This is a genomic window from Corynebacterium pseudogenitalium (assembly GCF_024453815.1).
GTDB classification, from domain to species: Bacteria; Actinomycetota; Actinomycetes; order Mycobacteriales; family Mycobacteriaceae; genus Corynebacterium; species Corynebacterium pseudogenitalium.
The window spans coordinates 201,163-227,784 of the sequence record NZ_CP072934.1; the positions used below are offsets into that span (position 1 = coordinate 201,163).

The 26,622-nt window shown below is 64.7% G+C and carries 29 protein-coding genes and 1 tRNA gene; 17 read left to right on the top strand and 13 right to left on the bottom strand.

Annotated elements, in window-relative coordinates; all coding sequences use genetic code 11:
• Positions 1-61 precede the first annotated feature (61 nt).
• Both KBP54_RS00855 and KBP54_RS00860 read right to left on the bottom strand, forming a co-directional pair.
• Positions 62-138 (bottom strand) — tRNA-Pro (locus KBP54_RS00855).
• Between the two features lie 50 nt (positions 139-188).
• A complete protein-coding gene (locus tag KBP54_RS00860; protein WP_256006601.1) occupies positions 189-1,037 on the bottom strand; it encodes a metallophosphoesterase in 849 nt (282 codons plus the stop codon).
• Positions 1,038-1,129: 92 nt separating this feature from the next.
• Here KBP54_RS00860 and KBP54_RS00865 point away from each other — a divergent pair, with 92 nt between their 5' ends.
• A complete protein-coding gene (locus KBP54_RS00865; protein WP_071573607.1) occupies positions 1,130-1,579 on the top strand; it encodes a GatB/YqeY domain-containing protein in 450 nt (149 codons plus the stop codon).
• 12 nt (positions 1,580-1,591) lie between these two features.
• Here KBP54_RS00865 and KBP54_RS00870 read toward each other — a convergent pair whose 3' ends face one another.
• Positions 1,592-3,985, bottom strand: a complete 2,394-nt coding sequence (locus KBP54_RS00870) for a transglycosylase domain-containing protein (protein ID WP_418904458.1) — start codon at positions 3,983-3,985, stop codon at positions 1,592-1,594.
• Between the two features lie 155 nt (positions 3,986-4,140).
• Here KBP54_RS00870 and KBP54_RS00875 point away from each other — a divergent pair, with 155 nt between their 5' ends.
• The 4 genes from KBP54_RS00875 to KBP54_RS00890 all read left to right on the top strand — a co-directional run bounded on the left by KBP54_RS00875 (position 4,141) and on the right by KBP54_RS00890 (position 6,030).
• Entirely contained in the window at positions 4,141-4,497 is a 357-nt protein-coding gene (locus tag KBP54_RS00875; protein WP_083329365.1) for a WhiB family transcriptional regulator, read from the top strand.
• A gap of 21 nt (positions 4,498-4,518) precedes the next feature.
• On the top strand, positions 4,519-4,674 hold the full coding sequence (locus KBP54_RS00880) for a Sp36 family protein (protein ID WP_145945277.1): 156 nt from the start codon (positions 4,519-4,521) through the stop codon (positions 4,672-4,674).
• Between the two features lie 3 nt (positions 4,675-4,677).
• The gene (locus tag KBP54_RS00885; RefSeq protein WP_256006004.1) at positions 4,678-5,142 is read left to right on the top strand and encodes a RidA family protein; all 465 of its coding nucleotides are present in this window, start codon (positions 4,678-4,680) and stop codon (positions 5,140-5,142) included.
• Positions 5,143-5,220: 78 nt separating this feature from the next.
• Complete coding sequence (locus tag KBP54_RS00890; protein WP_070363614.1) at positions 5,221-6,030, top strand: MBL fold metallo-hydrolase; 810 nt, start codon at positions 5,221-5,223, stop codon at positions 6,028-6,030.
• A gap of 372 nt (positions 6,031-6,402) precedes the next feature.
• Here KBP54_RS00890 and glxR read toward each other — a convergent pair whose 3' ends face one another.
• Positions 6,403-7,086 carry a CRP-like cAMP-activated global transcriptional regulator GlxR gene (gene glxR, locus KBP54_RS00895; RefSeq protein WP_070363256.1) on the bottom strand — a complete coding sequence of 228 codons (684 nt, stop codon included), beginning with the start codon at positions 7,084-7,086 and terminating at the stop codon, positions 6,403-6,405.
• 223 nt (positions 7,087-7,309) lie between these two features.
• On the opposite strand from glxR, the gene nth reads away from it, so the two are divergent.
• The 3 genes from nth to KBP54_RS00910 are packed head-to-tail and all read left to right on the top strand — an operon-like array spanning position 7,310 to position 9,815.
• Positions 7,310-8,083 carry an endonuclease III gene (nth, locus tag KBP54_RS00900; protein ID WP_256006005.1) on the top strand — a complete coding sequence of 258 codons (774 nt, stop codon included), beginning with the start codon at positions 7,310-7,312 and terminating at the stop codon, positions 8,081-8,083.
• 56 nt (positions 8,084-8,139) lie between these two features.
• Positions 8,140-8,634: a TlpA family protein disulfide reductase gene (locus KBP54_RS00905; RefSeq protein ID WP_256006606.1), complete on the top strand. Its 495-nt coding sequence runs from the start codon at positions 8,140-8,142 to the stop codon at positions 8,632-8,634.
• A complete protein-coding gene (locus tag KBP54_RS00910) occupies positions 8,634-9,815 on the top strand; it encodes a MarP family serine protease (protein WP_256006007.1) in 1,182 nt (393 codons plus the stop codon). The genes KBP54_RS00905 and KBP54_RS00910 overlap by 1 nt, the downstream gene beginning before the upstream one ends.
• On the opposite strand, the gene KBP54_RS00915 is transcribed toward KBP54_RS00910, so the two are convergent.
• The 3 genes from KBP54_RS00915 to KBP54_RS00925 form a co-directional block, all read right to left on the bottom strand.
• On the bottom strand, positions 9,816-10,442 hold the full coding sequence (locus tag KBP54_RS00915) for an alpha/beta fold hydrolase (RefSeq protein WP_071573609.1): 627 nt from the start codon (positions 10,440-10,442) through the stop codon (positions 9,816-9,818). It abuts the gene before it with no gap.
• 3 nt (positions 10,443-10,445) lie between these two features.
• Entirely contained in the window at positions 10,446-10,958 is a 513-nt protein-coding gene (locus KBP54_RS00920) for a phage holin family protein (protein WP_256006010.1), read from the bottom strand.
• A gap of 81 nt (positions 10,959-11,039) precedes the next feature.
• Entirely contained in the window at positions 11,040-11,846 is an 807-nt protein-coding gene (locus tag KBP54_RS00925) for an HAD family hydrolase (protein WP_256006011.1), read from the bottom strand.
• A gap of 153 nt (positions 11,847-11,999) precedes the next feature.
• Between KBP54_RS00925 and KBP54_RS00930 the strand changes: the two genes are divergently transcribed.
• From KBP54_RS00930 to KBP54_RS00960, 7 genes are read left to right on the top strand one after another with little or no spacing between them, the layout of a single operon-like run.
• Positions 12,000-12,980, top strand: a complete 981-nt coding sequence (locus KBP54_RS00930; RefSeq protein ID WP_256006013.1) for a CpaE-like family protein — start codon at positions 12,000-12,002, stop codon at positions 12,978-12,980.
• An 11-nt stretch (positions 12,981-12,991) separates the two neighbouring features.
• Complete coding sequence (locus tag KBP54_RS00935) at positions 12,992-14,068, top strand: TadA family conjugal transfer-associated ATPase (protein WP_256006014.1); 1,077 nt, start codon at positions 12,992-12,994, stop codon at positions 14,066-14,068.
• Complete coding sequence (locus KBP54_RS00940; protein ID WP_256006017.1) at positions 14,065-14,814, top strand: type II secretion system F family protein; 750 nt, start codon at positions 14,065-14,067, stop codon at positions 14,812-14,814. Before KBP54_RS00935 ends, KBP54_RS00940 begins: the two co-directional genes overlap by 4 nt.
• Positions 14,811-15,365: a type II secretion system F family protein gene (locus KBP54_RS00945; protein ID WP_256006018.1), complete on the top strand. Its 555-nt coding sequence runs from the start codon at positions 14,811-14,813 to the stop codon at positions 15,363-15,365. The genes KBP54_RS00940 and KBP54_RS00945 overlap by 4 nt, the downstream gene beginning before the upstream one ends.
• A gap of 34 nt (positions 15,366-15,399) precedes the next feature.
• A complete protein-coding gene (locus KBP54_RS00950) occupies positions 15,400-15,612 on the top strand; it encodes a DUF4244 domain-containing protein (protein WP_070363246.1) in 213 nt (70 codons plus the stop codon).
• A 3-nt stretch (positions 15,613-15,615) separates the two neighbouring features.
• Positions 15,616-15,879 carry a hypothetical protein gene (locus KBP54_RS00955; RefSeq protein WP_070363245.1) on the top strand — a complete coding sequence of 88 codons (264 nt, stop codon included), beginning with the start codon at positions 15,616-15,618 and terminating at the stop codon, positions 15,877-15,879.
• 2 nt (positions 15,880-15,881) lie between these two features.
• Positions 15,882-16,205: an Rv3654c family TadE-like protein gene (locus KBP54_RS00960; RefSeq protein WP_070363244.1), complete on the top strand. Its 324-nt coding sequence runs from the start codon at positions 15,882-15,884 to the stop codon at positions 16,203-16,205.
• 56 nt (positions 16,206-16,261) lie between these two features.
• Here KBP54_RS00960 and KBP54_RS00965 read toward each other — a convergent pair whose 3' ends face one another.
• The 4 genes from KBP54_RS00965 to KBP54_RS00980 all read right to left on the bottom strand — a co-directional run bounded on the left by KBP54_RS00965 (position 16,262) and on the right by KBP54_RS00980 (position 20,850).
• Positions 16,262-16,588, bottom strand: a complete 327-nt coding sequence (locus KBP54_RS00965) for a type II toxin-antitoxin system HicB family antitoxin (RefSeq protein ID WP_070363243.1) — start codon at positions 16,586-16,588, stop codon at positions 16,262-16,264.
• A gap of 5 nt (positions 16,589-16,593) precedes the next feature.
• On the bottom strand, positions 16,594-16,938 hold the full coding sequence (locus KBP54_RS00970) for a hypothetical protein (protein ID WP_240492752.1): 345 nt from the start codon (positions 16,936-16,938) through the stop codon (positions 16,594-16,596).
• A 422-nt stretch (positions 16,939-17,360) separates the two neighbouring features.
• Complete coding sequence (locus tag KBP54_RS00975; RefSeq protein ID WP_070363242.1) at positions 17,361-18,158, bottom strand: YwiC-like family protein; 798 nt, start codon at positions 18,156-18,158, stop codon at positions 17,361-17,363.
• A gap of 355 nt (positions 18,159-18,513) precedes the next feature.
• On the bottom strand, positions 18,514-20,850 hold the full coding sequence (locus tag KBP54_RS00980; protein ID WP_256006020.1) for a DEAD/DEAH box helicase: 2,337 nt from the start codon (positions 20,848-20,850) through the stop codon (positions 18,514-18,516).
• A 158-nt stretch (positions 20,851-21,008) separates the two neighbouring features.
• Between KBP54_RS00980 and KBP54_RS00985 the strand changes: the two genes are divergently transcribed.
• Complete coding sequence (locus tag KBP54_RS00985) at positions 21,009-21,212, top strand: cold-shock protein (RefSeq protein ID WP_070363240.1); 204 nt, start codon at positions 21,009-21,011, stop codon at positions 21,210-21,212.
• Between the two features lie 220 nt (positions 21,213-21,432).
• Here the strand turns inward: KBP54_RS00985 and KBP54_RS00990 are convergent, their stop codons facing one another.
• Complete coding sequence (locus KBP54_RS00990; protein ID WP_070477320.1) at positions 21,433-22,059, bottom strand: DedA family protein; 627 nt, start codon at positions 22,057-22,059, stop codon at positions 21,433-21,435.
• Between the two features lie 157 nt (positions 22,060-22,216).
• On the opposite strand from KBP54_RS00990, the gene topA reads away from it, so the two are divergent.
• Positions 22,217-25,066, top strand: a complete 2,850-nt coding sequence (gene topA, locus KBP54_RS00995) for a type I DNA topoisomerase (RefSeq protein WP_256006022.1) — start codon at positions 22,217-22,219, stop codon at positions 25,064-25,066.
• A gap of 12 nt (positions 25,067-25,078) precedes the next feature.
• On the opposite strand, the gene KBP54_RS01000 is transcribed toward topA, so the two are convergent.
• On the bottom strand, positions 25,079-26,605 hold the full coding sequence (locus tag KBP54_RS01000; RefSeq protein WP_070363236.1) for an adenylate/guanylate cyclase domain-containing protein: 1,527 nt from the start codon (positions 26,603-26,605) through the stop codon (positions 25,079-25,081).
• Between the last annotated feature and the right edge of the window lie 17 nt (positions 26,606-26,622).

Sequence of the window (26,622 nt, forward strand, 5' to 3'; positions counted from 1 at the left end):
CGCGGGTCCCAAGCCCATCTGAGCAACGCGAAACCCCGCCGCGAAAGCGACGGGGTTTCATTGGTCGGGATAACAGGATTTGAACCTGCGACCTCTTCGTCCCGAACGAAGCGCGCTACCAAGCTGCGCCATATCCCGTGGGCACCTGGTTACTTTACTCCTGTGCCCGCGAAAAACAAAAGCCGTGGTCAGGGCCGCTCCGTGATGTGGAGGAGTGCTGCGGATGGCGGGCAGAAGATCCGTACGGGGGCGTACTTGGAGGTGCCCAGCCCGTTGGAGACTTCCATCCACATGCGGCCGAAGCGGTGGAGGCCGGAGGCGCGCTCGCGGTCGATGTCGGCGTTGGTGACGATGGCGCGCTCGCCAGGTAGGCAGATCTGGCCGCCGTGGGTGTGGCCGGACAGCGCCAGTTGGTAGCCGTCGCGCTCGAAGGCGTCGAGGACTTCCCGGTAGGGGGCGTGGAGAAGCGCGATGGCGAGGTCCGCGTCGGCGTTGGGGGCGCCGGCGATGGTGGAGTAGTCGTGCAGGTTGTGGTGTGGGTCGTCGACGCCTGCGAGGGCGAGGCGGACGTCGTTAATTTTGAACTCGAGCCTGCGGTGTGTGGCGTCGTGCCAGCCGTGCTCCTGGAATGCGGCGCGCATGCCTTCCCAGGGGAGGTCGACGTAGGAGGGCTCGCGCTTCGTGCCAAGCAAGTACTTGAAGGGGTTGACGGGGCGGGGCGCCCAGTAGTCGTTGGTGCCGAAGACGAACGCACCCGGGATCTCGAGGAGCGGGCCGAGGGCCTGGAAGACCCAGGGCACGCCCTTGGGGTCGGAGAGGTTGTCGCCGGTGTTGATCACCAGGTCGGGTTGGAGTTCGGCGAGGCTGGAGACCCAGGCGACTTTGGCGCGTTGGCCTGGGATCATGTGGAGGTCGCTGACGTGGAGGATGTCGAAGGAGTCGCGTCCTTTGAGGGTGCCGGGCGGGAGGAGGGGGAGGGTGTATTCCTTCAGGCGGTAGTTGTTCAGCTGGCTCACGCCGTACGCGGCGGTGGCCATGCCGGTCGCAGCGATGACGCCGGCGGCACGCGTGAGGCGTTTGAGGGAAGTATTCACGCGTCCTAGCGTACAGATGGACTACGCTTTCCCACATGAGTGAATTGAAAGCACAGCTGCGCGCAGACCTGAAGACCGCGATGAAGGCGAAGGAGAAGGAACGCACCGGCACGATCCGTATGTTGCTGGCCGCCATCCAGACCGCTGAGACCGAGGGTTCGAAGCACGAGGTGGATGATGCGGAGATCTTGAAGATTATTGCTCGCGAGGTGAAGAAGCGCCGCGAGTCCGCGGAGATTTACGCCACGAACGGCCGCCAAGAGCTTGCCGACGCCGAACTCCACGAAGCCGAAATCCTCGAAGCGTACCAGCCTGCCCAGCTCACGGACGAGGAGGTTGACGCCCTGGTGGAGGAGGCCGTCGCCGAGGTCGGCGCCGAGTCCATGGCGCAGATGGGGCAGGTCATGAAAGCTGCGAACGCGAAAGCCGCCGGCCGTGTTGACGGCAAGCGGCTTTCCACGGCGGTCAAGGCCCGCCTGAGCTAGGGCTAGTTAGCCTTATTGGAAGACGTTCGTGAGCGCATCGCGGGCGTCGTTCAGCGACTGCTGGATGCCGTCGAAGTCGACGGCGGGGGCCTGCGTGCTGGTCGGCGGGGGTGTGGACGCCGACGGTGACGCGGTGGGGGCGGCGGCGCTGCCGTCGGACACGTTGAGGGTCACCATGGTGCCCTGCGTGAGCGCGGGGTTGGCGGGGATCGCTGCGATGACGTTGCCGGCGGGCGCCCCGTTGCCGAAGACGGTTTGGGTGGTCACGTTGAACCCTTGCGCCTGGAGCTGCTGCTTCGCGGTGGCGGCCGGGAGGCCGACGACGGCGTCGAGCGCCGACTGCTTCGTGCCGCGCGTGTAGGTCGCACTGGTCGGTGGCAGGCCCGCTGCCGCGGCGCCGGGCACGCCGTGGGCGGCTTGGAACCAGGTGCGCGCGGCCTCGTTGCCGCCGAACAGGTTGCCTACGGAGCACTGACGCACTGGGCCGGTGCACAGCGGGGTGGTTTGGGTGCCGTCGTTGAAAATGTACGGCGCGCCGGCCATCCCGCGGGTGAACCCGAGGAACGCGGAGGACTGGTGGGACTCCGTGGTGCCGGTCTTGGCAGCGACGGGTGCGGTCCACCGGGAGGCGGCGGCTGCGTCCTTGGCGGTGCCGTCGATAGTGTCGTGTGACATGCCGAGGGCGAGCGCGCCGGCGATGTCTGGGTCGATGACCTGCTCGCACGGCGGGCGCTGGATGAACACTTCCTGCCCGTGCTTATCCACGACGCTCTTGATCGGGTTCGGCTCGCACCAGCGGCCGCCGGCAGCGAGTGTGGCGCCCACGTTGGACAGCTCGAGCGGGTTCACGGCGGTTGGACCCAGCACGAAGGAGCCCATGTTCTCTTCCTTCGCGGCTTGGGCGACGGAGCGGCCGTCGCCAAACGTATTGGGTTCGGTGTAGGAGCGAAGGCCCAGGCGCACCGCCATATCCACTGTTGGGGTGACGCCGACGCTCTGGATGAGCTCGATGAACGAGGTGTTCGGGGACTGAGCTAAGGCGTCGCGTAGCGTCATCTGTGGCGGGTAGACGCCGGCGTTCTCCACGCAGTAGGCGCCCGGCGGGCAGCCGGCGGCACCGCCCTTGCCCATGCCGTAGACCACGGAGCGCGCCGGGGTGTTCAGCATGGAGTCGAGGCCGTAGCCCTGCTCGAGCGCTGCAGCCGCCGTGAAAATCTTGAACACGGAACCGGCGCCATTGCCCACCATGGAGGTCGGCTGCGGCATGATCGTCTGGTGCTTCTCCAGCTCGAGGCCGTAGTAGCGCGAGGATGCCATCGCGAGGATGTCGCGGGAGTCCGCGCCGGGCCGGATCACGTTGAGGACCTCGGCCACGCCGTGGGTGGCTGGGTTGACGTTGTTACGCACCGCCTGCACCGTCGAGGCCTGCACCGCCGGGTCGAGGGTGGTGGTGATGGTGTAGGAGCCGCGCTCGATCTCGTCGATGCTCAGGCCCTTGCTTTCCAAGTACTGCAGGGCGTAGTCGCACATAAAGCCTGCGTCACCGGCGGTGATGCAGCCGTCCGGCAGGCCTTTCGGCTTGTCCACCACACCCAGCGGGGACGCCGCGTAACGGTCCGCTTCCGCCTGTGTGAGGTGGCCTTCGTTCACCATGTTCTGTAGCACGGTGTTGCGGCGCTGCGTCGCACCCTCCGGGTTCGTGTACGGGTTCAGGTACTCCACGGACTGCAGCAGCCCCACCAGCAGCGCCGCCTGTGGCGGGTTCAGTTCAGCGGCCGGGATGTCGAAGTAGATGCGGGCCGCGGCCTCGATGCCGTAGGCGTGGTTTCCGAAGGAAACAAGGTTGAGGTAGCGAGTGAGGATCTCGTCCTTCGTCAGCGTCTTGTCCAGATCGGAGGCCATGCGCATTTCGCGCAGCTTCCTCGGGATCGACTGCTCGGTCGCCGCCTGCGCCTCCTCATCATTGCCTGCCTCAACCAACCACAGGTAGTTCTTCACGTACTGCTGATTAATTGTCGACGCCCCCTGCTCGACCCCACCCGCCAGCACATTGGTCACCATGGCCCTCGCAAAGCCCTGCATATCAACGCCGTCGTGCATATAAAAGCGTCGATCCTCTGTGGAAACCAGCGCATGTTTTACATGCGCTGAAATTTTTTCGCTCGGAACCTCGTATCTACGCTGTTTGTATAACCACGCAATGGGGGTGCCGTTGACGTCCGTAACGGTCGTGACACCGGGGACATCGCCGTGTGTCAGGTCGAGCAGATTCGACTGCATTGTATTCGCGGTGCGCGCAATCGCGAGGCCCGTCAGGCCTGCGACCGGCGCCAAACACAGGGCAATCGCCAGAGCAACGGCGCAAAGGCCGAGCAGGAGGTTTCCAAAGGAACGAAGTGCAGTCACACCGTTACCTTAAATGAAACGCGGGGGAGAGTGAATAGGACGCCCCCACCTTTCATGTGATGCATTTTACAAGGTGCATACCCTGTGAATACACTTACAAGCGCTTAATGGGTCTAAGTATTATACTTTGCCTCCGCTTGAAAGGAGACCGATTCATGACTGCCACTCTTGGAACCGCGACGTACGAGGACACCCGCGCCATTCCGCGCCGTGTGAACTCTGCTGGGGATCTTGTGTTTGACCGTGGGGAGTGGATTACTCGTGCAATCTGTCGCACAGGTGACCCAGACGCTCTCTTCGTGCAAGGTGCCGAGCAGCGCAAGGCCGCAGAAATTTGTCGACGCTGCCCCGTCCAACTCGAGTGCCTCGCCGAGGCCCTCGAAAACCGGGTCGAGTTCGGCGTGTGGGGCGGCCTGACCGAGCGTCAGCGCCGCGCCGTCCTGCGCAAGAACCCACAGGTCAACGACTGGGGCGAGCACCTCGTCGCCGGCCGCGAGATTATCGGCCTCTAGAATTCGTCTAGGGTAGTGGCCATGACGAAATGGGAATACGCAACGGTTCCGTTGCTCACACACGCCACGAAGCAAATCCTGGACTCCTGGGGCGAGGACGGCTGGGAACTGGTCACCGTCACCCCAGGGCCGACGCCGGACAGCGTCGTCGCCTACATGAAGCGCCCGCTGGAGTAGGCCATGGCACACACCGATTGGGCCGCGCGCCTTACCGAACTCGGCATCACCCTGCCCGCCGTCGCCGCGCCCGTCGCGGCCTACGTTCCCGCGGTGCAGACCGGCAACCACGTGCACACCTCCGGGCAGCTCCCATTTATCGACGGCACCCTGCCCGCCACCGGCAAAGTCGGCGCGGACGTCTCCGCCGAGGACGCCTACGGCTACGCCCGGCAGGCCGCCCTCAACGCGTTAGCTGCCGTCGATAATTTGGTGGGCCTCGAGCGCATCAAGCGCGTGGTGAAAGTCGTGGGCTTCGTCGCCTCCGACCCAACCTTCACCGGCCAGCCCGGCGTGATCAACGGCGCCTCCGATGTCATCGGCGACATTTTTGGCGATGCCGGCGCCCACGCCCGCTCCGCCGTCGGCGTTGCCGTGCTGCCGCTCGACAGCCCAGTCGAAGTGGAGCTCGTCGTCGAGCTGCAGTGATACCGCGCGGTGCCCCTAAGCGGGGGAATCGCGTTGTTTCGCAGCAAAATCCGCGTGCAAGGCGGTAGGGTGGGTGGCATGCAGCATCCCGCTTATAGTCAGTTGCGTCCTGTAACGGCATCCGTCGCGGTCGTTCTTGCGCCCAATCCAAGCTACGCGGCGCTCGAAGGCACAAACTCCTGGGTTGTGCGCGACCCCGAAGACGAGTACAGCATCGTCGTCGACCCGGGCCCAGAAGACGAAGGCCACCTCAACGTCCTGCAGTCTAAAGCGGACAAGGTTGCCCTCATCCTCCTGACTCACCGCCACCACGACCACGCCGACGGCGCCCGCCGCTTCTCGCAGCTCACCGGCGCCCCAATCCGTGCTCTTGACGCCCGCTACACCCACGGCGCCGAGCCACTCACCGATGGCGAAATCATCTCCATCGAAGGCGTCTCCCCCAAGATCCAGGTCGTTGCGACCCCGGGCCACACCGCGGACTCTACCTGCTTCTTCGTCTACACCCACGACGTCGAAGATGACCAGCTCGAAGGCATCATTACCGGCGATACCATCGCCGGCCGCCACACCACCATGATCTCTGAAACCGACGGCGACTTGGCCCAATACCTGGAAACGCTGTCCATGCTGGAGCGCCGCGGTAAGAACATCCCGCTGCTGCCAGGTCACGGACCTGATGCCCCGGACCTCTCCGCTTTCGCCCGCAAGTACATCGACCGCCGCGAGCAGCGCCTCGACCAGATCCGTGAGGCCCTGAAGAAGTACGGCGAGGACGTAGACATCAACACCCTTGTCGACGCCATCTACGACGACGTCGACCCAGTCCTCCGCGGCGCCGCGGAACAGTCCACGCGCGTCGCCCTGCGTTACCTGAAGGAACACTAGTTCCTGGCGTTTCGAGTTCTAGAGCCCTAGTTGCCTTAGTCGTGGATGCTGGCAGCTAGGGCTTTTGTGTTGCCTTTGGTGCTTGGCCCAATCTGCTCGGCACCAGATTCCGGGATTTCAACAGGCCGGTCTGCAAAAGCCCAGGTCGCCGAAGCCGAGTGTGGGAATTTGGTGCACACTCCCAGGGCTCCAGTGCCAAGGGACGCAATCCAGAAGAAGCTAGACATTCAAACAGCCTGGTAGAAAAAGGACTACTCAAAAGAAGGTACGTCCTTTGGCACTGGCGGTGAAGGGGGGACCTCACAAGTGCAGAAGAAAACCCCCGGGGAAGGCCCGGGGGCTCACAAAACAGGCAAAAACTAGAACAGCAGCCTACCGCGCGCGGCGGGCGAGGTGCTCCGTGTTCACGATGACCACGGACTTGCCTTCGAGGCGGATCCAGTCGCGGTGGGCGAAGGTTGCCAGGGCTTTGTTGACGGTCTCGCGGGAGGCGCCGACAAGCTGGGCGATTTCTTCCTGGGTGAGGTCGTGGTTCACGCGCAGGACGCCGCCTTCCTGGGTGCCGAACCGGTTGGCCAGCTGGAGGAGGGTTTTGGCAACGCGGCCGGGGACGTCGGTGAAGATGAGGTCGGCGAGGGACGCGTTGGTGCGGCGGAGGCGGCGGGCCAGGACGCGGAGGAGCTGCTGGGAGATTTCAGGGTGGTTGTCGATCCACTTCTTCAGCAGCGTGGAGTCCATGGTGGCCGCGGTGACTTCGGTGACGCACACTGCGGAGGAGGTGCGTGGTCCTGGGTCGAAGATGGACAGTTCGCCGAACATGTCGGAGGGGCCCATGACGGAGAGGAGGTTTTCGCGTCCGTCGGGGGCGTGGCGCGCGAGTTTCACTTTGCCGCTGATGATGATGTAGAGGCGGTTGCCGGGTTCACCTTCGTCGAAAATGGTGGTGCCGCGGTTGAAGGTGACTGTTTCCATGTCTTGGATCAGTGCTGCGACGGCCGCGGGATCCACGCCTTGAAATATGCCCGCGCGGGCGAGAATTTCGTGTGCGCCTTCCATGAATCCTCCTTGTGGACGGGTGTGACAGTCCCGTGTCGGTTGTCACGTTAGCTCTTGAAGTGTGCGTGAGTCACACCACACTGGAACTGTACCACTAGTCGACGACTGCGGACTCTAGGTGTTCCATTCCTATGGTGAACAGCCCGAGAATGAGGGGAATCGCGACGACTAAGAGTACTGCCATGCGTCCATCGTATCGCTTACCCCGTTAAGGTGAGAAAGCATGTCTGGTTCGTTGACGCCGCAGCAGCGGCGGGTCCCTGGTAAGCATCCGGTGTTGAAGGGGGAGGTGTCGCCGTTGGCGCGGAAGCGTCGCGCGCGGAGGATTAATCGTACGCTGGCGAAAGCGTTCCCTGATGCCCATGCGGAGTTGGATTTTTCGAACCCGCTGGAGTTGCTTGTGGCGACGGTGTTGTCGGCGCAGACGACGGATGTGCGGGTGAATCAGGTCACCCCCGCGCTGTTCCGGGCGTACCCGACGGCGGCGGATTATGCGGCGGCGTCGCAGGCGGAGGTGGAGGAGATCATTCGCCCGACGGGTTTCTTCCGTGCGAAGGCTGCGAACTTGATTGGGTTGGGGCAGAAGTTGGTGTCGGATTTTGGTGGTGAGGTGCCGGTCGCGTTGGAGGACTTGGTCAGCTTGCCGGGTGTGGGGCGCAAGACGGCGCACGTTGTGCGGGGGAATGCGTTTGGGAGGCCGGGGCTGACCGTCGATACGCATTTTCAGCGTTTGATGCACAGGCTGAAGCTTATCGACGCCTCCTTGGGCTCGAACGCGGTGAAGATTGAGCATGCTGTGGCGGAGTTGATTGAGCCTTCGGAGTGGACGATGTTTTCGCATCGGATCATTTTTGAGGGCCGGAGGGTGTGTCATGCCAAGTCGCCGGCGTGTGGTGTCTGCCCTATCGCGTACGATTGTCCCAGCTTTGGTCTGGAGGGTCCGACGGATCCTGCTGAGGCGGCGAAACGTGTCAAGGGCGAGATGGAGCAGGTGTGAGCGCGAGTAGGTCGGTGGTTGCGAGCGTCGCTGCGATTGTGGTGGTGTCGGCGCTGATGGTTGGGGGTGCGTGGCAGTTGTTGCGCCCTGGGGAACCGGCGCAGCCGGGTAACCAGCCCGCCACGACGGCGCAGGTGGCGCAGCGCCCGGATTGCCCGGGCCCGACTGTGGCCGGCGTCGCGTTGCCGTGTTTGGGTGGGGAGTCGGGCCAGGAGTCGGAGTCGGGCTTGACGGTGGTGAACGTGTGGGCGTGGTGGTGCGAGCCGTGCCGCGCGGAGTTGCCGTTGTTTGACGCGCTGGCGAAGGCGCACCCGGACGTGCGCGTGGTGGGTGTGCACGCGGATGGCAACGCTGCGAATGGGGCGGCGTTGTTGGGGGATCTGGGTGTCGATGTGCCGAGTTACCAGGACGGTGAGAATGCGTTCGCGGGCGCGTTGGGGCTGCCTGCGGTGGTGCCGTTGACGTTGGTGTTGCGCGATGGGCGGCAGGTTGGGTTGTTCCCGAAGGAGTTCCACTCGCTGGAGGAGCTTGAGGAAGCGGTGGGGCTCTAGTGCTTATCGACGTCCTCATCCTCATCATCGTGCTCGCCGCCTGTGTGAGCGGTTGGCGGCGCGGTGCGTTTTCGGCGGTGCTGTCGGCGCTGGGCATTGTTGCCGGTTTGACGCTCGCGGTGGTGGGGCTGCCGCCGCTGATTCAGCGGGCGGACGCGCAGTGGGTGCGCGTGGCGGTGCTGATTGTGGTGGTTGTGCTGGTGGTTTGCCTGGGGTCCTTCGCGGGCTCGACGGTGGGTGACTGGATGCATGACAGGTTCCGTCGGAAGTCGGCGCAGCGTCTCGATTCGCTGTTTGGTGCCCTGTTCCAGGGGGCCGTGGCGGTGGCGTTGGTGTGGTGCGTGTGTATGCCGTTGGCGGCGTCGTTGCCGGGGGCGTGGGCGAAGCACTTGCAGAGCTCGCGGGTGCTCACGCAGATTGATGCTGCGATGCCGGCGGCGGGCAAGCAGTTGCCGTCGCAGGTGGCGGCGGTGCTGGCGGATTCGGGTCTGCCGCCGCTGATTTCCCCGTTTGCCTCGGATGGGCATGCGGAGGTCGACGCCCCGGACCCGTTGGTTGCGCGCCCCGAGCTTGTCGACGCCGTCCGCGCCTCCGTGGTGCACGTGATGGGGGACGCGGAGTCCTGCAGTCGGCGGCTGATGGGCTCCGGCTTCGTGATCGAGGACGGTTACGTGCTCACCAACGCGCACGTGGTGGCGGGTACGGAGACGGTGTCCTTGGACACGGTGCTTGGGGTGAAGAAGGCCAAAGTGGTCTTCTACGACTCGGAGGCGGACATCGCGGTGCTGCACGCGGAGGCGCTGGGGATCGCGCCGCTGCGCTGGGCGGAGGGCACGCTGCGCACCGGCGACAGCGCCCTGGTGATGGGTTTCCCGGAGTCCGGCCCGTTTGAGGCGATGCCGGTGCGGGTGCGCAACCAAGTCAGCCTGTCTGGCCCCGATATTTACGCGAAGCGGCACGTGCAACGCCAGGTGTACACGATCCGCGGCAATATCCGTCAGGGCAACTCGGGTGGACCGATGCTGACCCCGTCCGGCGGTGTCGCGGGCATGGTGTTCGGTGCCTCTGTGGACGCCACGGAGACCGGTTACGTGCTCACCGCGCAGCAGATCCTGGAGCGTACGGGCGAGATCGCTGGGCTGCGTGAGCAGGTTGGTACGGGGGCGTGCGTCGGGCGCTAGCTACATGCGGGCTTCGATGCGCGCGAGCTCCAGAATGTAGGGCAGCGCGTTGGTGATGTGGGTGCCGTCCCGGCGCAGGCGCAGGTGGTCGGCGGTGGCGTCCTCGGGCTGGTTGCGTAGCAGGTCACGCAGCCACAGTTGGTCGAAGAGGGCCGGGAAGTGGCGGTAGAGGGGCGTCGGCACAAAGGCGGCTTTGCTGCCGGTCCATGGTGCTGAGGTGTGGCGCGTGACCAGGTGCGGGGAGCGTTCCCGCAGCGTGTTCGTGATCACGGTGGAGGCGCCAGCGCTGATCACCTCCGCGGAGTCGTGGCCCAGCGTGTGGATTGCGCCCTTCAGGTCACCGGCGTGCAGCAGGAGGGCGTCGCCGCTGCGGCGCACCGGCTTGTCGGACAGGCCGCAGCCACGCAGGTCGAGGGCTGCGACGTGATAGCCGGAATCGGCGAAGTCGGCGATGCGGTTGCGGTAGTCATACCAGCCGCCGAACGCGCTGTGCAGCAGCAACAGCAGCGGATTCGTAGGGTCGCCCGCGACGGCCGCATGCAGGCGCAACCCACGAGTGTGCAACCACTCGTGGGTAAAAGGACCAGGTAGGTCGATAGCCGAAGGGGACGTCGAAAAGTCTGGCACGCCCTAGTTCGAGCCCGTGTAGAGCCCCGAGCTGTCCTTGGCAAGGTTCTTCTGTGCCTGGCCTGGGCGCAGGTTCTTCAGCTCGTTGACGGAATCGATGGTCTTCTTCGGCGCGCGGATCTTCTTCAGGCTCTTCACGCCGACCAGCGCCAGGATGCCCGCCAGGGCGATCATGATGGCGAAGACGATCAGGAACGCCCAACCCCGGTGCATCCAGGAGGACAGCATCTCGGCGAATGCGAAGAAAAGGAAGAAGGAGGAGTACAGGGCGATAACACCCGCGACGCCCAGGAGGCCGCCGCCGACGGCGCCCTTCTTGGCCTCGCCGATAACCTCGGCCTTGGCCAGCTCAATCTCGCCGCGAACCAGGGTGGATACCTGCTCGGAGGCGTTCGAAATCAACGTACCGATGGAGTCCTTGCCCGGGTGGGTGACATCGGTGTCGTGCAAAGGAATCGAGTTAACCTTTGCGGACACTGCAAACGTTCCACTGGTGTACAGACCTTCGTTGCTCACTGTATGTTCAACCTTCCTGCGATTATTGAATGCACTCAACCCTAGCAACCATTGATGGGATTTGTCGCACACCCTCAGGGCTTAGGCAGACTTATCTTTCTTCATGGCCTTTGCCAGCAGCGTCCCTGCCACGGCTAACGCGGTCACGCCCGCGATGACGGACGCCCCGATACCGACTTCTTTCGCGTTCGGGATCTGGATCAGCGGCTCCGGATTCTTGAACGTCTGCACGTCCCAGCCTTCCGCCTGCGCGTGCTTGCGCAGCGCCCGGTCCGGGTTGACTGCGACGGGGTTGCCCACCAGCTCCAGCATGGGGATGTCGGTGGCGGAGTCGGAGTAGGCGTAGCTGCGATCCAGGTCGTAGCCGTGTTCGGCGACGAATTCGCGGATGGCTTCGGCCTTGGCGTCGCCTTTGAGGTAGCGGGTGATGCGGCCGGTGAGGGTGCCGTCGACAACCTCGACCTCGCTGGCGACAATCATGTCGATGCCCAGCTCCTTCGCAATCGGCGCGACCAAAATATTTGCCGACGCCGAGATAATAATGACGTCGTGGCCGAGCTTACGGTGCGCCTCGATGAGCTCGCGGGCCTCCGAGTAGATCGCCGGGGTGATCACGTTGTGCATCGTTTCGGTGGTGACAGCGGTGACGTCCTCGACGCTCCAGCCGGTGATCATGTTGGCCAGGTTGTCGCGGGTGGTGTCCATCTGTTCGCTGCTCTGCCCGACGAGCATGTAGGCGGCTTTGGTCAGGTAGAGGTCCAGCGCTTCCTGGCGTGTGATCATGCCGTTGTTCAGGAACTCTTTGCCGAACGCGAACACGGACGACGTGGCGATGATCGTCTTATCCAGATCAAAAAACGCCGCTACCGGTGCCGAATTCGAAGCCATGTGGCACATTCTAACGCCACATACACGAACGCGTTGGGCTGTGCAGAATGTTATCCACAAATCAGGGTCGAGCGTTCAGGCAACAGGGGAGTTATCCACAGGCGCGTTCCAAACCGTTGTGGGGCGGTTGTGGCGTGGGTGATGCTCGAAGCCATGAGCACGCACAACATCACCATCGCCGTCAGCGACGCGGCGCTGCACCCCGAGGCCATGCACCTCGCGGCGGCAACAGGTATGCCCGTCACCGACCTCAGTAGCGCCGAGCCGGCGGAGGTCGCCCGCCGTTGTGAGCAGGCCTTCGCCATACTTATCGACGCCCACTTCGCCACCTACCTGCCACCCGCGGTACTGCGCCGCCCGAATTGTTTCGAGCTCGGCCAGCAGCGCGGCGCCTACGACGTCCCGGATCAGTCCGGACAGCTGCTGCGCGCGATTGGGGCGCTGCGGACACCGAAGGAACGCGGCAGGGTCATCGGCGTGGTGGGCGCGTCCGGCGGCGTGGGCGCCTCGACGTTTGCGGCGGCGTGCGCCAGGGCCGCGGCCCCGTCGACCCTGGTTGATGGGCACGCGCACTCCGGCGGGCTGGACCTGCTGCTCGGTATCGAGGAGGAGATCGGCGCGCGGTGGGGCGAGATCGCGATCGGGGAGGGCGCGGTCGCCCGCGAGGACGTGCGCCGCGCGCTGCCCGCCACCCCGGACGGCGTGGCGGTGATGACGTGTAGCAGGGAGGTCTCCGGCGCTGGTCTCGGGGATGGTGTGGATGAACTTGAGGCGCTGGTGGAGGTGCTCGGCACCGGCGGGGTGACCGTGGTGGACGCCCCGTGCGCGCAGCTGCCCGCGCGCTGCGACGTAGTGGCGATCCTGGTCGCCCCGCAGGTCAGGGCGGTGTCCGCGGCGGCGCAACTGGTCGCCCAGTGCGAGCGAGCCGGGCTGCGGCACGTGCTGGTGGTCAGGGACATCGGGTGGGCTGGCATCGGCGTGGACGAGATCGCCGCGATTGCGGGTTCGCGGGTGGTGGCCACCATCGGCCAGGTCCGCGGGCTGACGAAGCGCGTCGAGCAGCGCGGCCTGCCGCAGCGGTTGCCTACTGGGCTTGCGAAGGCGGCAAAAGCTGTGCTCGAGGAGGTGGCCTAGTGGATCGGGACTTGTTACTACGCGTGCAACGCCGCATGGCCGACGAGCCCGGGGAGGTCGACGCCACCCGGCTTGCGGCGCTGATCCGCGAAGAGGCCGTCGTTATCAGTGACGTGGACGTGCTGGCCGCGATGCGCCAACTTCGCGACGACACCTCCGGCGCCGGGCCCCTGGAACCGCTGCTCGCCGGCGGGGAGGTGACCGACATCTGCGTCAACGCCCCCGACCGCGTGTTCGTGGACCGCGGGCACGGCCTCGAGCGCAGCGAGATCCGCTTCGACTCCGAGGAGTCCGTGCGCCGACTGGCCACGCGCCTGGCGCTGCGCTGCGGGCGCCGCCTTGACGACGCCCAACCCTACTGCGACGGACATTTCCGCAGGCCGGACGGCTCGATTATCCGCTTCCACGCGGTGCTGGCGCCCACGGCCGTGGCGGGCACGTGCCTGTCGCTGCGCGTGCTGCGCACCACCACCGCCACCCTCGACGAGCTGGTGTCCAGCGGCACGATGGACGAGGAGCGCGCCGAGATGCTGCGCGAGATTGTTTGGGCCCGGCGCGCCTTCGTCATCGTGGGCGGGACCGGTTCAGGCAAGACGACGTTGCTCTCAGCGATGCTTGCAGAGGTGGCGCCGCACGAGCGGATCCTGGCGATCGAGGACACCCTGGAGCTGACCCCGAACCACCCGCACGTGCTGAACCTGAATACGCGGGCGGTGAACACGGAGGGCGCCGACCAGGTCACGATTGCGGACCTTGTCCGCCAGTCGCTGCGGATGCGCCCGGACCGGATCGTGGTGGGGGAGATCCGCGGGGCGGAGGTGACGGACCTCCTCGCGGCGCTGAACACCGGTCACGAGGGCGGCGCTGGCACCTTGCACGCCAACGCGATCGAGGAGGTCCCGGCCCGGTTTGAGGCGCTCGCTGCGCTCGGCGGGATGGGGCGCGACGCCCTGCACGCGCAGCTCGCGCCAGCCCTGGACACGGTGATTGTGATGCAGCGCCGCCCCGACGGCCGCCGCGTCCTGCACCAGATCGGCGCCCTGGAGGGCAACCCGGTGACCACACGAGTGATCTGGCAGCGGCCATGACGTACCTGTTCGCATTCGCGGCCTGTGTGGCCTGGACGGGAGGGGTGCCTGTGCGTCGGATTCGCCCGCGTGCGGTGTCCTGGGGGTGGGTGCCGCCGGTGGCGCTCGCTGTGGCGCTGCTGGTCATCGTGACGGATCGCGCGGCGGTGGTTATCGCTGCCGCGCTCGCCGGGGCGACGGTGCTCTACGCCTACTCGCGGCGCCGCGCCGGGCAGGCGTTGGTGCGGCGCCAGGAGGCGGCCTCGCAGTTTCTCGGCCACATCAGCGCCAGCCTGCAGGCAGGTTCCTCGCTTCTCGACGCCACCCTTCGCGCCACCGACCAACTCCCCGACACCACCCCCACCGACCTGCTTGCCGACGCCTCCCTGTTCTGCCACGTGCTAAGCACCGGCGACGCCGCGGGGCTTCGCACCCCGGAGCTGTCCCGGGTGGAGGCCCTGTGGCGGGTCGGGGTGCAACGCGGCGTGCCGATCGCCTCCCTGGTCACCGCCGCACGCGAGGAGATCGACGCTGCGCTGCGCCACCGCGCCGCCACCGCCGCGGCGTTGGCCGGGCCGAAGACGAGCGCGGTGGTGCTCTCCCTGCTTCCGCTGGCCGGGATCGGTATGGGCGCCGCGATGGGGGCGCGCCCGCTGCACTTTTTGACCGGCACCAACTTGGGCGGGGTGCTGCTCATTGCCGGCACCGCGCTGGTGGGGGCCGGTTTCTGTACGTCACAACACATCATTGAAAGGGCAACCCAATGAGTACGTTTGTTACCGCTTTGTGCGTCGCTGGCGCGATGGCCGTCGCCGGGCACAGCCCACGCGGCCGGGTGGGGCGCGACGTGACCCGTGCGCCGAAGACCCCGCGGGACGGGCCGTCGCCAAGCCCCGGCAGGAGCGCAACCGACATCCGGCTCTTCGCGGCGTGCTGCCGCGCAGGCCTGCCGGTTGCCGCTGCCGCGGGCGCAGTGGCCGACACCCACGGCGAGGACCCAAGCCCCTGGCACACCGTGGCGGCGCTCAGCGCACTCGGGGCCGACCCGACACGCGCCTGGGCGGAGCTACACGCGGTGCCGGGTGGGGAGGAGCTCGCGCACCTGGTGGCCTTATCTAACACCACCGGCGCAACCCTCGCCGCGGGCTGCGAACGCATCGCGGTCAGCCTGACCGCGGACGCCGCCGACCACGCCACCGCCCGCGCCGAGCGCGCCGGGGTGCTCATCGCACTCCCACTGACCGCTTTCTTCCTGCCGGCGTTCTTCGTCCTCGGCTTGGCGCCCGTGGTGGTCAGCCTGGGCCAAACCCTGTTTTAAAACACCAACAACTAATAAGGAGATAAAAATGTCTATGAATCTTGTTCACGCTGCAGCTGCCCGAATTATCACGCGCATGCAGGCGAAACTATCCAACGACGACGGGCTTTCGACCATCGAATACGCCTTTGGTACTTTGGCTGCCGCGGCCCTTGCCGGGGTGCTCTACATGGTGGTCACCAGCAACGGCGTCTCCGACGCCATCGAAGGCGTGATCACCGACGCGCTGACCAACAAGCCGGGCTAGCCCATGAACACCATCGAGGCAGCGCTCTCCCTGAGCGCCCTGGTGGTCGTCGCCGGTGTGATCGTGGCGGCGCTGGCCGCGATGGGCGCCTACATCTCGGCGGTGGACATCGCCGGGGCCGCAGCCCGCGCGCACGCCATCGGCCTGGACTACGACCCGCCCGCCGGGCGCGTGACCACCCAGGAACGCGGCGGCATGGTCACCGTGACCGCCCGCGTGCGCGGCATGGAGGCCACCGCCGTCTTCCCAACCGAGTTCGGAGGCTAGACATGCTTGGTCAACTCCGAAGCGACGAAGGCTCCGCATCTGTCACCACGGCGGGCATCATCGCCGCGGTGACCGCGCTGGCTCTTGCGGTTGCGGCGGTGGTTGCCGGGGTGGCGAACACCCATCGGGCGCGCGTCGCCGCCGACCTCGCAGCTGTCGCCGCGGCCACCGCCCTCTACCAAGGTGTCGAGGCCTGCTCCACCGCCAACGACACCGCCCAGGCCAACGGTGGAAGCGTCGACACGTGCGAGGTTGACGGGCCGGACGTGCAGGTCAGCGTGCGCGTCGGCCGGGCCGTGCAGAAGGCGCGCGCCGGGCCGGTCTAGCAGGTGAGTGGCGTCTCGTCGTGAGCATCTCAGTGCGCGTGTGGTCTGTGCGCCAGTTAGACGGACGCGAGTTTTTGATTGACTAGTGCGTTGAGAGAAATTCCCTCTGTTTTAGCGGCGATAACCAACCGCCGATGCAGCGACGGAGACGTGCGCACGTTGAACTTCCCCGAATAGTTACGACTCCCCAATGGCACGGGAACCACCTCGCCGGAGGCCTCCATGTCTTCGACAACCTCAGTCACAAGATCAATCAAACCGCGCTCGGCCTGGTGCCGATCTGCATCCAGCCAAGACAATGAGGGGAACTCAGCCACGGTCGCCACGTACTCCTGATCTTCTTCCGACCAGGAGACTTGATAGGTGTACTTATTGATGTCCATGCTGGCTACTCCGATTCACTCTTCTGCGTGCCTAGTTTCTCAATTGCTTCGAGAACCTGGTTCACTTGATATGGCTTGGCCTTGCCCTTCGCATTTTGAATATTGACACGAGGGTCACCCGGCCACGGGGTCTTGTAGGTTTGAACATCGATTATTTTATGAGGAAAAGCATATATCGGCGCGGGTAAGAAGCCCTTGAACTTATTTAGGTTTTGGTTCGCAATATTTGTCCCAGACGGCGCGATCCACAATTCTTCATTATTCCCGACATTCCTTGATGGACACGTACCCTTCCCGTTCGTCCCCGGGAAGGCATAGTGGCTGCTTTCCGAAATTCTCTCTTCGCTCATTGATGGAAAAAACAAATTGCGAAAACCGGGGAATGATCTGCGTCGATGGGAATGAATCTCTCAAGGCGTACGTGATATCCCAGCCCGCGTCATACCATTGAAATCTATCGAATTGGTCTTTCCAGCGCGGGCGCTGATGAAAGCTATCGGGTTTCTCGAGAAAATTATCCTGAAATTCCCTCGTCCACTCAAGGATTTCGTTTCCTAAAGCTGGCTTAATCCCTATCTCCTCAGGAAGATAGAACCCTAGGTTTTTAGGCTCAGAGACTACTAGTTCTTTAGACGGCCATAAAGAGCTTGGATGGCTATACTCTGGACGAAGCAGAATTTTTCGAGAGGACATAAACTACAGTATCCCAGCTTTACCGCCAGAGAAGCGGAAGATCTGTGATACACCCTGCTCAATCTGGTCAGGCGCCGCTCTATCCGGTGAGCAGCACCCCAAGTGCCGCGAGCGCCGCCAGGACGCACGGCACAACCTCCGCCTTGCCGATGTCCTTGGCAGTCCACCGCTTTCCGCGACGCGCGCTCAGTGGGAAGTACACTGCGCGGGCCAGCGCCAACACCAGTACCGCAACCATCCACCAACCGAACCCAACAAGGACGGTATATACGACCATCACCACGATTGCCACCACGTGGTAGCCGATACTGAACGCCAACATGGCGCTGCTGCCGCGGTCACGCACCATTGTCTTGACCAGCGGCACCGTCCCGGTGAAGTAGAGCGCCAAAAACGTCGTCGCGACGATCGCCGGGCTGGACCAATCAGTCGGCAACCCGGCTAGGTGCGCGATCACCGCGACCAGTAGTGCGGAGGCGACCGTCGTCGCTGCGCCACTGGCCAGCGAGCGCGGTCTGCGTTGCAGTGTTTCCCACACAGCGATGCCGACCAGTGGGGCGTAGCACCACGCCCACCTGAGCACCGACGGATCCTGCATGACCACGATCGCTACCGCGACCAGGGAGATCGCTCCGTAGGTGAGTACTGGCGGCATGTACTGGCGGCGCCGCTCCACAGTGCGTGCCCGGGCCGCCTGGCCGAACGTGAAGAACGCGCAGTATCCGATAAACCACGCAATCAACAACCACACGATCGCGGCCGGGAAGCGCTCGGTGCCGAACGCGACGCCGAGGGTCCCCACAATGGCGGGGGTGAGCGCCATTGCCCACGCGCCGTGCTGGTTTGGGATCCACATGCGGAGTGTGCGTTTATCCATGCCCCGCAGTGTATCAATCAAAAGGACTATGATTAAGCTGAAAACCAGTAACCCCGGCGATTTACTCCTACTTTCGTAGTGCAGGGATCGTTCCGGGGCTTTCGAGGTAAAGGATAGCATTTCCGCTCGCTAGGGGCTGTGATGGATTTTGGTGCGTGCTGCGCCAAGGTGTGCACCAAAATCCCGCTTTTCGGGATGGCGCCGTGGCGTTTCCCCAGGTCGCGACCCCTGCGCAAAGGGATTTGGTGTCACCCCAGCAGAACCGAGTGACAAAGGACGCAACCCACTTTTTGCGACCTGGGCTTTTGCCGGATTCGGCCGACCGGATTGCGTCCTTTGTCACTCGCTCCCCGATCTATGCACCAAATTCCCGGTTTTCTGCGTCCACGGATGACGCCTTGCTCAGGAGCCCCAACACCTTCAGCGCCGCCTGCTTATCCAGCGGCTGATTCCCGTTGCCGCACTTTGGAGACTGGATGCAGGACGGGCAGCCGTGCTCGCACGGGCAGGACTCCACTGCGCCGTAGGTGGCGGTGATCCACGTGTGGAAGCGGGCGAAGCCTTCGTCGCTCATGCCGGCGCCGCCGGGGTGGCCGTCGTACACGAACACTGTGGGCAGCAGTGTGTCTTGGTGGAGGGCCGTCGATACGCCGCCGATGTCCCAGCGGTCACACGTGGCGATGAGCGGCAGCAGCCCGATCGCCGCGTGCTCCGCGGCGTGCAGCGCGCCGGGCACCTCGCCCGCGCTGATGCCTAGCGAGTCCAGCACCAGGGGGTCGATCGTGTAGGCCACCGCTCGGGTCTCCAGGTGCTGCGCGGGCAGGTCCAGCGGGATGTGTTCGCTGACCGAGCCGTCCGCCAGGCGGACAACGTAGCCGGTGACGCGGTCGGTGACCTCGACGTCCACGCTGGCCACCCACACGCCCTTCGCCAGCTGGTGGGTCTCGTGGGCCTCGCCCAGGATGCGGATGTCCGTCGTGGAGCGGGCGCGGGTGGTGTAGTCGGGCTGCGCGGGCTCCACGAGCGCAACGTAGTCGTCCAGGTTGAGTTCCTGCACCACGAAGTGCTCACCCTGGTGCACATACACGGCGCCCTCGTGGACCTGGGTGAGGGCGCGGGCGGCATCGATGGTGCCCAAAAGGCGACCGTCGCTGACGTCCACGATCATCACCTCGGCGCCAGCACCGCCGCGGATAGAGACGGTCACCTCCGCGTCAGGTGCGGGGAACCAGCCGCGAGGGCGCTTGCGCAGCAGGCCCTCCTCGCACATTTGCTCCACCACGTCGTGGGCGCCGAAGTCGTCGACGTCCTTCGAGGTCAGCGGGCGCTCGTGTGCTGCGTGGTAGAGGTGGCCGCGCAGGATGTACGGGTTCGACGGGTTGAACACGCTGCGCTCCACCGGGCGTCCCAGCAGCGCCGCGGGGTGGTGCACCAGGAAGGCATCCATCGGCTCGTCGCGGGCAACGAGCACCACCAGTGAGCCCTGCCCGCGGCGTCCCGCCCGGCCCGCCTGCTGCCGAAACGACGCCACCGTACCCGGATAGCCCGCCATCACCACGGCGTCGAGCCCGCCGACGTCGATTCCCAGCTCGAGCGCGTTCGTCGTGGCCATGCCCAGGATGTCGCCCTCGTCCAGGGCGCGCTCCAGCGCACGACGGTCCTCCGCAAGGTAGCCCGCCCGATACGCCGCGATCCGTCGCGCAAAATCCGGCCGCCCCGCAGCGCTCAAGTCCTCCTGCGCGCGCATCGCCACAATCTCCGCCGCCGGCCGCGACCGCACAAACGTCAAGGTCCGCGCCCCCTCACGCACCAACCACCCCATTATCGACGCCGCCTCCGTCGTCGCCGCATACCTCACCGGAGCACCGTGCTCACCCTCCGCGCCCTCGATGAAACCCGGCTCCCACAACACCACGGTGCGCTCGCCCGTCGGCGCTGTATCCACATCCACCGCCCGCACCGGCCTGCCACACAGTAGTTCCGCGTGCTCCGCCGGGGCCGCCGACGTCGCCGACGCAAACACTAACGTCGGCTCCGAACCGTACGCGCGGGCGAGGCGAAGCAGGCGTCGAAAAACGAGGGACACATTGGCGCCGAACACCCCCCGATAGGTGTGCGACTCATCCACCACAATGAAACGCAAGTGGCGCAACAGACGTGCCCACCGCTCATGCGAACCAAGGATGCTCGCGTGCAACATGTCAGGATTTGTGAACACGAACCGCGACTGATCGCGAATCGCACGCCGCGCATCAACCGGAGTATCGCCGTCATACGGCGCCGGCGTAATCCCAGGCAGATCCTTCGTCAGCGCCAACGTCGCCTGCAACTGATCTGACCCCAGCGCCTTCGTCGGCGTGATGTACAGCGCACACGCCCGCTCATCCGCCGCCAACGCAGACAGCACCGGCAGCTGATACCCCAACGACTTGCCTGACGACGTCCCCGTCGCCACCACAACGTCCTCACCCCGCCAAGCAGCCTCGGCACACAGCTGCTGATGGCGAAACAGCCGCTGAATGCCACGTTGTTCGAGTGCGTGACGCAGCGCCGGATGCACCCACTCGGGCCACTCGCCGTACTCGGCCGGGCGCGCCGGAACCTCCTCCACGTGGGTGATCGTGGAGTGGGGGAACTGCTCGCGAAGCCCGCGAACGAGCTCGCCCCCAAAAGAACAAAAATCCTGCTTCATGACACAGCAAAGTATGCCAGTTTGTGGCACACTGGTTGGCAGTAACAAATTTTGTGCGCGCCTTCAACGGTGCTCGCGAGGGATTGTTTACGCGGGCGCCAGGACATCAGCCCTGGTGGACGGCTTCATTTATCCATCTTTTGAAAGGGAACACACCAATGGCTACAGGCATCGTGAAGTGGTTTAACGCAGAAAAGGGCTTCGGCTTCATCGCTCCAGACGACGGCTCCGCCGACGTCTTCGTCCACTACTCCGAGATCCAGGGCAGCGGCTTCCGCACCCTCGAGGAGAACCAGAAGGTCGAGTTCGAAATCGGCGAGGGCGCCAAGGGCCCACAGGCCCAGCAGGTCACCGCTCTCTAATCTATATAGGTGCACACCCCGGCTCCGGCCGGGGTTTTTGCTTTTGAGTTCCATTCACGTGCCAGTGCCAATAGACGCAATTCCTTCCGGGGGATTCGAGAAAAGCCCAGGTCGTGAAAAGTAGGGTGCGTCCTTTGGCACTGACTCCTGTTTACTAGCACCAAATTCCCTCGCCGAAATTAGCCACCTGGGAAGCACGCGCCGCCAGCACAGCCAAGACCTACACGGCGGAGACGCCGCGCCGGACGTCGAAAAGTTCGAAGATGTAGGACTGGATGCGCTGCATGATCCAGCCGACGAGGGCGCCGAGGGCGATGCCGACGATCATGCCGAGGAGGGGGAAGTCGGAAAGGAGGGAGCCGCCGGCGTAGCCGAGGCCGACGGAGAGGCAGGCCCAGATGATGACGCCGATGGTGTCGTAGAGGAAGAAGGCGAACCAGTTGTAGCGCACGCTGCCCAGCACGATGGTGGCAACCCAGCGTGCCCAGGGTAGGAACCTGGCGACGAGGACGGTGATGCCGGCGCCGCGGTTCATGTTGCGGCGCACCCAGTCGATGGCTTGGCCGGCTTTGGAGTTGGGGTCGAGGCGGTCGACGACGTGGATGAGGCGTCCGCCGAGGAGGAAGCAGATGTTGTCGCCGATGATGCCGCCGATGATGGCGGCGGCGATGATGCCCCACGCGTTGGGGACGCCTTGGGATGCGGAGAAGGCGCCGGAGAGGTTGAGGACGGTTTCGGAGGGGATGAGGGGGATGAGTGCGTCGCCGAGGATGAGGAGTATGACGAGTGGGTAGAAGAGGGGTGTGCCCATCAGGGTGTGGAGGAAGCCGATGAGGGAGTCGATCATCTGGGGTTTTACCTCCTTGGGTGCCCGATGGTGCTCATGGGGGTTCAGTGTAGTTGGTGGGGGTGAAAACGAGGAGTTGTAGGGTTGCTATTCATATTGTCTGATACAACTTATGTGAGTTAACGAACATAGTTCTTGAAGTGAGGTGTCACGAAGCGTGGCTGAAGACGGCAAGACCCTCGTCATCGTGGAGTCCGCGACGAAGGCGAAGAAGATCCAGAAGTATCTGGGGAGCGACTACATTGTGGAAGCTTCCGTGGGGCACATTCGTGATCTTCCGGGCCGCGCTGCTGACATCCCTGCGAAGTACAAGAAGGAACCGTGGGCGAAGTTGGGTGTGAATCCGGAGTCTGGGTTTGCACCTATATATGTTGTCAGTCCTGACAAGAAGAAGAAGGTCGCTGACCTGAAGGCGAAGTTGAAGCAGGCGGACAGGCTGCTGCTGGCGACAGACCCGGACCGTGAGGGTGAGGCGATCGCGTGGCACTTGCTGGAGACGTTGAAGCCGAAGGTGCCGGTGGAGCGCATGGTGTTCAACGAGATTACGGAGTCGGCGATTCGGGAGGCTGCGGAGAATACCCGCGAGCTGGATATGGATCTTGTCGACGCCCAGGAGACCCGTCGCATTCTGGACCGGTTGTATGGCTACGAGGTTTCTCCGGTGTTGTGGAAGAAGGTCATGCCGAGGCTGTCGGCGGGTCGTGTGCAGTCGGTGGCGACGCGTGTGATTGTGGAGCGTGAGCGCGAGCGCATGGCGTTTATCCCGGCGGAGTATTGGGATGTGACTGCGACGTACGGTGGGGGTACGGCGTTTGATGCGAAGCTTGTTGCGATTAATGGTTCGCGGATTGCGCAGGGCAAGGACTTTGATGATCGCGGTCGGCTGAAGGGGTCGGCTGAGGGGGTTGTGGTCGTCGATAAGCAGGTGGCGGAGGAGCTTGCTGGGGCGCTGAAGGGCACCTCGATGACGGTGAGCAGCGTGGAGGAAAAGCCGTACAGCCGCAAGCCGTACGCACCCTTTATGACGTCCACCCTGCAGCAGGAGGCCGGGCGGAAGTTGCGGTTTACGTCGGCGCGAACGATGCGTATTGCGCAGCGCCTGTACGAGAACGGCCACATTACCTATATGCGTACGGATTCGACGTCGCTGTCGCAGCAGGGCCTGTCGGCGGCGCGGGCTGCCGCGACGGAGCTCTACGGTGCGGAGTACGTGGCGGACAAGCCGCGTATCTACGACCGGAAGGTGAAGAACTCGCAGGAGGCGCACGAGGCGATCCGCCCTGCTGGTGAGCGTTTTCCTACGCCGGGGCAGTTGTCGAAGGTGCTTGATGCGGAGGAGTTCAAGCTTTACGAGCTGATTTGGCAGCGCACGGTGGCGTCCCAGATGGAGAACGCTCGCGGGAACTCCACGAAGGTGACTGTTGCGGGCGACTTCGATACCGAGTTCGCTGCGACCGGCCGCACGATTACGTTCCCAGGCTGGCTGCGCGCCTACTCGGATACGCGAGACAGCGAGACGCACCTTCCGCAGCTCACTGCGGGCGACGAGCTGCCGACCACCGCGATTTCGGCGGATGGGCACTCCACGAACCCGCCGGCTCGCTACACGGAGGCGAGCCTGGTGAAGAAGATGGAGGACCTTGGGATTGGGCGTCCGTCGACGTATGCGTCGATTATTAAGACGATCCAGGACCGCGGCTACGTCTTCTCCCGTGGCAACGCGCTGGTGCCCAGCTGGGTGGCGTTTTCCGTGGTGGGGCTGCTGGAGAACAACTTCGATGCCCTGGTGGACTATGACTTCACGTCCTCGATGGAGGACGAGCTCGACGAGATCGCGCACGGCAACGAGGACCGCACCCGCTGGCTGACCAGCTTCTACTTCGGTGACGCCGACGCCAGCGACAACACCGCCGAGGCGATCGCGCGCCGCGGTGGGCTCAAGCACATCATTGAGGACAACCTCGAGCGTATCGACGCCCGCCAGGTCAACTCTCTGAAACTCTTCGACGACGCGGAAGGCCGCGCCGTCAACGTGCGTGTGGGCCGCTACGGGCCGTACATGGAACGCCAGGTGGGCGTCACCGCCGACGGCGAGCCGGAGTACCAGCGCGCCAACATCCCCGAGGCGACCACACCTGATGAGGTCACCCTGGAGCTGGCGGAGAAGCTGTTCGCTACCCCGCAGTCCGGCCGCGAGCTGGGCGTGAACCCTGCCAACGGGCGCATGGTAGTGGCCAAGGAAGGCCGCTTCGGCCCGTACGTCACGGAGCAGCTCGGCGACGACGAGCTGGAGAAAGCGCAAGCCCACGCCGAGGAAGTCATCGCCGAGGAGCGTGCCACCGAGGACAAGCAGCGCGCCGAAGAAGGCAAGCGGAAGAAGAACTGGGACACCAAGACTGCCGCGAAGCAGAAAGAAAAGCGCATGACCGAGCTCGTCGACGAGCAGCTCAAGCCCGCGACGGCGTCCCTGTTCCAGTCGATGGACCCGGCTTCGGTCACGCTTGAGCAGGCGCTGCAGCTGCTGAGCCTGCCGCGCGAGGTGGGCGTCGACGATGGGGAAGTGATTACGGCGCAGAACGGCCGTTACGGCCCGTACCTGAAGAAGGGCTCCGACTCGCGCTCCCTGGCCAGCGAGGAGCAGATCTTCAGCATCACGCTGGAGGAAGCGCGCCGCATCTACGCGGAGCCGAAGCGCCGCGGTCGCGGGGCTGCGAAGCCGCCGCTGAAGCTGCTCGGGGACAACGACGTGTCCGGCAAGCCGATGTCCATTAAGGACGGCCGCTTCGGCCCGTACGTCACTGACGGCACCACCAACGCGTCCCTCCAGCGCGGTGATACCCCGGAGACCATGACGGACGAGCGCGCGAACGAGCTGCTGTCTGCGCGCCGGGCCCGCGAGGCGGAGAACCCGAAGCCAGCCAAGAAGGCCACGCGTAAGACCACGCGCAAGAAGGCGACGAAGAAGACGACGCGCAAGAAGGCAACGAAGAAGGCCGCGAAGAGCTAGTAGCGGGGCTGGCTAGTAGCGGTCCGCCAGGGTGGAGCGCACCGGGCGGGCCAGCTGCGTCATGCGGTTGCGCCCGCGCAGCTCCACGGACTTCATCAGCGTCCAGCGCTGCTGCTCAACCTCGTTGGCGGCGCGTAGGGTAGCTGCGTTGGTGAGCACGCAGCCCGGGGTGTCCTTGGCCAGCTCGGTGAGGCGGGCGGCGGCGTTGACGGCGTCGCCGATCACGGTGTATTCGAAGCGGTCGGAGCCGCCAATGTGGCCGGCGACCACGTGCCCGGAGGCCACCCCGATGCCTGCCTGCAGCTCCAGTCCCGCCAGTTCGCGGCGGAGTTCGCGGGCGGCCTGGAGGGCGTGGGAGGCGGCGTCGTGGATGGAGACGGGCGCGCCGAACACGGCCAGCGCGGCGTCGCCCTGGAACTTGTTGATCACGCCCTTATTGCGGTGCACCACCTCAACGACGATCTCGAAGAAGTTGTTCAGCGCGGCCACGACCTGCTCAGGGGTGTGGTTGACGGCAAACGTGGTGGAGCCGATGACGTCGATGAACACGACGGCCACGCGGCGGTCCTCCCCGCCGAGCTCTGGCTTCTCCTCGAGGGCCTTCTGGGCGACCTCGGTGCCGACGTAGCGGCCGAAGATGTCACGGACGCGCTGCCGCTCGTTGAGCCCGCGCATCATCTCGTTGAACCCGGCTTGTAGTACGCCGATTTCGGAGCCGTCGTAAATGTCGACCTGGGTGTTGCGCTCCCCGCGGCGCACCTTGTTGATGGCTTCCTGCAGCTCCTTGATGGGGTCCACCACGCTCATGATGGCGAACGCGGTGCCGATGAAGCCGGTGGCCAGTGCGGTGAGCGTCAGCGCGAGCACGGCAGGCATGAGCTCGCCGGGGCGGTTGTAGAAGAAGCCGTGGCGCTGCGCGAAGAACAGGGCGAGCACCCCGAACATCGGCACGGCGGAGGTGGTGAACCAGGTCAGGTACAAGCGGTGCTTGATCGGCGGTTCCAGGGTCGAGTCTTCGAAGCGCCGCGCGAGTGCCGACGCCGCCACCGGCCGCACCAGGCGCTCTGCCTGCAGATATGTCATCACTGCGGTGACGAAACATGCCAGCGACGTGGACCCTAAGGTCACGATTGCCAGCTGGTGGTCGATGCGCCAGGCGGCCACGGTGATGATCATGATGCCGATGGCCCACACCCCGACCACGATCACGGTCTGCAGCACCGGGATACGCATGACCAGGTTGCGCACCATGTTCGGGTCGTGGTCGTCGGGGCTGAGCTGCCACTCGAGCACCGGGCGGAACAAGAAGAACGTGACCACGATGCCCACGAAGATGGCAAAGCAGAAGTAGGCCGCGCCGAGGAAGCCGAGGCTTTCGTCGTGAATGTTGAGCTGCTGCACCTCCCGCATGGGGATGAGGAACCGCACGAACAGCATGATCAGCACGGCGCCGACGACGTTGGTTCCGAGCACAGTTGCGGCGTAGAGGGGCCACGAGGTGCCCCACAGCCATTTGAAACTGCGCCAGAATCGTTCCATGCTGTAACACTTTAGCG